This window comes from Pseudomonadota bacterium (assembly GCA_026388315.1).
Taxonomy (GTDB): Bacteria; Desulfobacterota; Syntrophorhabdia; order Syntrophorhabdales; family Syntrophorhabdaceae; genus MWEV01.
The window spans coordinates 22,556-28,799 of sequence record JAPLKA010000115.1; the positions used below are offsets into that span (position 1 = coordinate 22,556).

The following is a 6,244-nucleotide window of genomic DNA, read 5'->3' on the forward strand; positions in this document are numbered from 1 at the left end:
TATACCACTTTGCTATCATAGACTATACATTGGGGATTGTATTGCCCCCCCGGTCTCGTGCTCCCAGCAGATAAGTATTGAGTAAATCAGCCGAAAGTGTTATTGAAAAATTGAGGGAATCTTTTATTTTCAGAAATAAGACTCAAGGAGCATCCTATGCCTTTTGTAAAAACAAATAAGTTCCGGATTTATTACGAAGTTCATGGTGAAGGGGAAGTGATTTTTTTTATGCATCATGGTTTTGGCTGTATGAAGATATGGAAGGGCATCTATCCTCGCTTTGTGGCTGAAGGCTACAAGGTAGTAATGTATGACCGCCGGGGGTATGGCCGCTCTGAACCGGGGGATGATTTTCTGGATTTTTATGTAAGTGATCGTTACCGCCCGGAAAGTGTCGAAGAGCTGAAAACAATAAAGGAACACCTCGGTATTGAGGAATGTCATTTAGTGGGACAATGTGAAGGAGGCGTTATAGGTGTCGATTATTCCATCAAATATCCCGGGGAGGTTAAAACCTTAACTGTTGCCAGTACGCAATGCTACAGCGAGGTGCCCATGACCGAACTCAATACCATGAGGCTTGTAACAGAATTTACAGATCTGGAACCCGGACTGCAGGCCAAGATGATTGAATGGCACGGAGAAGCAGCAGAAATCTATTACAATCAATTCGCCAGATATGGCGGCGCTTATGGTGTAGACTATTTTGACCTGCGCCCAATCCTTCATATGGTTGCCTGTCCCGCCCTGGTGCTCTACCCGGACCGCAGTTCTATCTTTGACGTTGAGCAATCCGTCGCCTTTTACCGTCATCTTCCAAGGGGTGAGCTTGCCGTTTTTCCGAAGTGCGGCCACAATTCCTATGACCAACGCCCGGAAGAATACACCCGTACCGTTCTGGATTTCTTAAAGAGAAACAAGGATGGCAGAGACTTAAAGATCCGGCCTAAAGTATCGTGCCTGGCATAAAAAGACTCCCACGGGCAAGCCGATAAAACCGTTCAAGCCGTTCAAGTAGTATAGTATTTCATTTGACACGGGAGGTCTGCCCGTCGTATGATTTCCCGCATCAAATGAAAGCCACCTGTAATATCCCCAGCATGAAACGACACATTTATTTCCGGTATTTCCGGCCTATATCGGGCTGCATTGTTCTCGTGTTGCTATTGATCCTGTTGCATCAGCCCGCCGCAGCGCTTTCTCCCATAGACGCTTCCATCCCTGTCAATGACGCTGCAATGAAACTGGTGCAATTTTGCATTGAGCCAAAAGTCGGCCTTGATGAACACGCCGTGGTTACCTTCGTGGATTATGTCCTGAGTTCGAAGCAAAACAGGGAATACGCCCTCCCGAAAACCTTGGAGAGTACCGGGACTTATTACGAATTCGACACAAAGATTACCTTTCCCCGATTCCTGGAGTATTCGTATGGTCCTCTCATCCCGCCTGCAATCACGAGGCCATCTTCTCTGCGCTACTCTGTTTGGACCAACCCTCAAGACGAAATTCAAAAACCACCCAACAGTTGGCAACCGGTTCCTCCTGCCGGAACTCCCGTCGTCATCCACGGTATACAGCGTGAATCCGACACCCCCGACCTCAATACCGGTGTCTATCATGAATACGATCTGAAAAGAACGCTCATCCTGCTCAATTATAAAGGACGTCAGGTTCTGGTCTCCATATCAAAACAGATCGGTCAATCCAATGTCGGGAAAAAAGGGGCCATTCTGGGTAATGACAATGACTGGAACTACTACTACTCGGGAGAGCCCGGTTCTTCAATAACTGGCTTTGGGTGGGCCAAGTCTTACATTTACAATTTTTTTTCAATTGGTGTCTATGCGGAATCAAGCACTGCACCAACCATGGTCAGGACTGGTATTTTTCAATGGCTTCGCGCCGGCTGGTCAGGAATAAATTTTGTTAAATCAAATCACATCCTTAACGGGATGAAACGCTTCGCCCGCGATTGTAGAATGGTTCTGGAATCTCCTCGTCTGCCTCCTCCGAATCAGATGCTTTCTGTTTACCATTGGCTTTCGAATATGCCGGCAGACGATTTGATGAAAAAATATGCTGCCTTGTGGCAAGCACAACGATCATTGGCCATCCAGATCGGTAAAATCAGCAAATCTGAATTAGATGAACACGTATCCTTTACCAACACACCAAAAGAGCAGATTGTTGGAGAGCTTATGCTGGAGTATCTCAAAACGACCCTTGGGAAACCAACACTACTCGGAAAACAATCTTTTTTGCTACCCCCTCATGCCTTTATCATGAAATAATCGGGTCTTCATGCTAACCCTCAGTCTTTTAAAGTGGGATAACGAGAACGCAGGGATGTCCATAAAATAATATGAATTCCATACAATAGTGTGCAGTTCTGCTGCAGGATAGTTGAATACAGCCCGGTACAAGAATATTTGTAGAATCTATCTGAATATATTGCTAAAATAACGGTGTCATGGTGTAGATATGGGTTCGGTAAAAGAAGATTTTAAAGAACATATTGAGGCCTCTCTCGAACTCTTGAGGGATAGATGCTTCTCCCTGATACGGCTTTTGCGGGAAACCTGGCCGTTGCTGCTCCTCCTGGCAATTATTGTGGGCATGGCAATCTGGCTTGCCAAGCCGGCCCCGCCGAGACATGTGGTGATCGCTTCAGGGGTGAGCGGGAGCTCCGCAGATCTTTTTGCCAAGGAATATGCTAGGTTTTTTCGCCGACACGGCATATTACTGGAAATAGTTTCTACTAGCGGCTCCAGAGAAAATATAGCCCGGCTCCTGGATCGAAAAAATTCCATTCACGTAGCCTTTGTGCAGGGGGGACTTTTGAAGCCGGAAGAGGCAAAAGAGCTGCTTTCCTTAGGCAGCACAGGATACGACCCGTTGTGGTTCTTTCACCGTGGGCCAATCGGTAAGGAATTTAAGGGTGTGGAAGCACTAAAAACAAATAAGATCGCTATCGGGCCGCCGGGCAGCGGCACAAACGCCCTGACCCGGCACATACTGAAGCTCAACGGGATTTCTGTGGGACCAAATATACTGGAGATTCCATTCATAGATGCAGCCAGGGCACTTCAACGCGGCGAGATAGACGGTATGATTATTGTGGACAGCCTTGATGCCCTGGTTCAAGCCCTATTGTACAGCCCGGGGGTCCATCTGGTTCAATTTACCCGTGTACCGGCCTATACGAAGCAGCTCCATTTCATCGAGGCAGTCCAAATCCCTATGGGATCGATAGATATGGCGAAGAATCTGCCTCCTGAAGATGTGCAAACGATTGCCACAACCCTCAACCTGCTCATTGACAAAAACCTCCACCCTGCGATTCAGATGCTCTTCATGCAGGCAATGACAGAGGTTAACGGGCGCGAGAGCTTCTTTTCCCACGCCAAAGAATTTCCCTCCTACAAAGACCCCACCGTACCGGAAAGCGAGATTGCGCAGCGCTATTACCAGAACGGGCCGCCGTTCCTTATGCGCTATCTGCCGTTCTGGTTGGCCGAATTCATTGATCGTATGTCCATTTTGCTCATGCCGCTTATTGCCTTCGCATATCCGATCATCAGTTCAATGCCGAATTTCCGGCGGCAACGGGTACTCAAACGCCTGCAGCAGCAATACGGCAAGCTGAAGTTCCTGGAGAACGAGATCATCAACAATTATGAGCCGTCTCGCCGGGATGAATACACCCAGCGCCTTGATACCCTGGAGCAGGATGCAATCTCTCTCAAGGTACCGCAAAGTTTTGCTGAGAATTATTTTCAATTGCGTTCAAATATTGATTTTGTCCGCGGGATACTAAACAAGCTCGAAACCGGTCAAAAAAAACCCATTAATTACTCTTTGTGATGATGAGAGCCGGAATGGTGATGGCTGTGGCTGTGTTCATGGCTGTGTTTTGTTCCATCCTCATGGGTATGCTCATGGATATGAGTTTCTTCACCATCCCTGCGCCTGCCATGCATGTTACTATGAGTCCTGTCAGCAGGATGCTTACGAGCAATACCTGTATTCGCCTCATGATTGTCCTCCTCCCATTAAACTATCAGCCACACAGCAGAAGCTGGAGACAGCGGCCTTCCCTTCATTGGTTTCCACGATAATTGCCTGTGTGCCAGCGGAGTGTCCGGGAACCAGAGCAACCTCAATGCCAGGGAATAATACCTACTCTCCATCAGTCAGTTCGAATTCCACATCTTTAAAGAAGGCAGGGACATAGAAGGAGGAGAAGTAGGGGGAATGAAGGGCCGCACGTAACTCCCTTTGCTGAACAAATACGGGACAATGAGGTGTGGTCTCATCCACCCTTGCCAGCTGATCTTTTACGTCATCCCTTAGTCGGGGTGGCCAATTTTCTTTCCATGCCTGTGTCAGGAAAGCAATGAATCGTTTTTTCATATTGCATAACATCGGCCATCAGCGAGAGGCCGGTTTTATGGCCAATTCGCTGCACCGCCTTCGTGCCTACGAATCATACAAAAAGTGTTACCTATCAACCCAGAATAATTTGCTACCCATCTCCCCGTTCGGTCAAAGTTTCAACGTAATAAGCCTTTTTAGGAGAATGTCTTCGACGTTCTGCCGGGAATCAAGTACGGACAACACGTAGACGGCTTCCTCCGACACCCTGTAGATGATTCTCCATGGAGCCACAATGAGCTCACGGTATTGAGTGATTCCTTGATCCTGAAGCTCGGGGACAATACGACCTCTGTCCGGAAATAAATGGAGGGTGGAGGCCTTTTCTTTGATGTTGCTAAACACTTCATAAGCCCGTGAGGGGCTGTCGCCAGCGATGTAGTCAACGATGCCCTTGAGATCGTTCTCTGATGTTTCCGACCATCTGACGGCGTGGACTTTCTTCATCTCATTCTTTCTTTAAGCGTATTCTCAATTTCATTAAACAGCTCGTCCTGGGCTTTAGACTTTCTATTCCTTATGTCCTCTTCTCCTTGAGAAATCAGCTTCAGGATACCAATGGCGTTTCGCATGTTCTCGTAGCTCTCAGGGTCCTGAAGCACAGCCCTTGGCTCGCCGTTTTGAGTAATAACTACAGGTCGATGAGTTTCGTTTATTTGCTTCAACAGATCGGCTGCCTTCGATTTAAGGTAGGTAACAGGTTTGATATCTCTTTGAATATTCATTTCAACACCTCCGGTCTTTATATGGTATCACAATAAGACCGGTTGTCAAGTAGTTTTTTGGTCGTGTGACTTGGTCGTCAGCGCTTAGCTATGAGCTATGAGGCCGACGGAGGGGACGTCCTATATTCCTACAGCAAAAAGACTCCGTGCTCCAAAGCAAAGCCAGCATTGGTTTTACGGGGCATCTGGCTGTCTCCGCAACAGTTGCGGAGACATATGAGGCCAAAGCGTCCGAATGTTTTCGAGACAGGCACGCGCGCCTTCTCAGGCATTTCGTTATATGATGGCGGCCGGTCATTAATAGTCCGTCTTCCATCTTTTCATCTGGTTCCAACGCCATGATGAGCCGCGACTGTAAGGAGTCGGCTCCATCAAGTTGTGTACGCTCGGCATGGGCGTGAACTTATGGGGTGAAAGTCCCCTGTACGAGAACCAAAAGGTGTTCATATGTTGAATACTATCAAAAGTACGAGCCGAAGGTAAGGGCGATTCTGTGAGGAATGGTTAGGCTGGTTAACTTTTCCCCGAATCGTCACGCTCTTTGAAAACCTCTTTTGCTGCAAACAGCCCGTTAAGAGCTGAAGGAAATCCAGCATAAACAGCCATTTGCATGACAACTTCAACAACCTCTTGTCGGGTACAGCCAACGTTTAGCGCCCCATGAATATGAACCTTTAATTGAGGAACAGCATTGCCGAGTGCTGTCAATGCAGCAACAACAGCAATTTCGCGAGATTTAAGATCGAGACCAGGACGCGAATAGATATCCCCGAATGGAAATTCTATTAGCAATCGAGCAAAGTCGGGTGCGATATCTTTCAGACTGTCAACAACTCTTTCACCAGCTTCTCCATCAACTTCTTTAAGTTTTTCCCAGCCTCGCTGGTAACGATCTTGCTGATCCATTTCTTTCCTCCAAGTAAATGCCTAACAAAAAGCTGAGCCAGAGGCAACGTTCTTTGTTGCCGATCGGCTCCAACGGCTTGATACTATTCAAGGCCTCCTCCAGACATGGTAGAATCGGTTTGAGAGGAACCAAAATACCCAATTAAGGAGGAAGCCTTATGAACTTTTACAAAGGTCAA

The 6,244-nt window shown here is 47.4% G+C and carries 8 protein-coding genes; 3 read left to right on the top strand and 5 right to left on the bottom strand.

The genetic code is table 11. The features are described from left to right. Window positions 1–156 precede the first annotated feature (156 nt). From NTX75_16675 to NTX75_16685, 3 genes are all read left to right on the top strand, one after another. Window positions 157–969: an alpha/beta hydrolase gene (locus NTX75_16675; protein MCX5817850.1), complete on the top strand. Its 813-nt coding sequence runs from the start codon at window positions 157–159 to the stop codon at window positions 967–969. A 131-nt stretch (window positions 970–1,100) separates the two neighbouring features. Then, a complete protein-coding gene (locus tag NTX75_16680) occupies window positions 1,101–2,291 on the top strand; it encodes a hypothetical protein (protein MCX5817851.1) in 1,191 nt (396 codons plus the stop codon). Window positions 2,292–2,481: 190 nt separating this feature from the next. Next, the gene (locus NTX75_16685) at window positions 2,482–3,864 is read left to right on the top strand and encodes a TRAP transporter substrate-binding protein (protein MCX5817852.1); all 1,383 of its coding nucleotides are present in this window, start codon (window positions 2,482–2,484) and stop codon (window positions 3,862–3,864) included. Here the strand turns inward: NTX75_16685 and NTX75_16690 are convergent. The 5 genes from NTX75_16690 to NTX75_16710 form a co-directional block, all read right to left on the bottom strand. Further along, window positions 3,848–4,036 carry a hypothetical protein gene (locus NTX75_16690; protein MCX5817853.1) on the bottom strand — a complete coding sequence of 63 codons (189 nt, stop codon included), beginning with the start codon at window positions 4,034–4,036 and terminating at the stop codon, window positions 3,848–3,850. The genes NTX75_16685 and NTX75_16690 overlap by 17 nt on opposite strands. A 143-nt stretch (window positions 4,037–4,179) precedes the next feature. Then, window positions 4,180–4,413, bottom strand: coding sequence for a hypothetical protein (locus tag NTX75_16695; protein ID MCX5817854.1), 234 nt, complete (start codon window positions 4,411–4,413; stop codon window positions 4,180–4,182). 132 nt (window positions 4,414–4,545) lie between these two features. Next, window positions 4,546–4,881 carry a type II toxin-antitoxin system RelE/ParE family toxin gene (locus tag NTX75_16700; protein ID MCX5817855.1) on the bottom strand — a complete coding sequence of 112 codons (336 nt, stop codon included), beginning with the start codon at window positions 4,879–4,881 and terminating at the stop codon, window positions 4,546–4,548. Further along, complete coding sequence (locus NTX75_16705) at window positions 4,878–5,159, bottom strand: type II toxin-antitoxin system Phd/YefM family antitoxin (protein MCX5817856.1); 282 nt, start codon at window positions 5,157–5,159, stop codon at window positions 4,878–4,880. The genes NTX75_16700 and NTX75_16705 overlap by 4 nt, the downstream gene beginning before the upstream one ends. Before the next feature lie 513 nt (window positions 5,160–5,672). After that, entirely contained in the window at window positions 5,673–6,065 is a 393-nt protein-coding gene (locus NTX75_16710) for a carboxymuconolactone decarboxylase family protein (protein ID MCX5817857.1), read from the bottom strand. Between the last annotated feature and the right edge of the window lie 179 nt (window positions 6,066–6,244).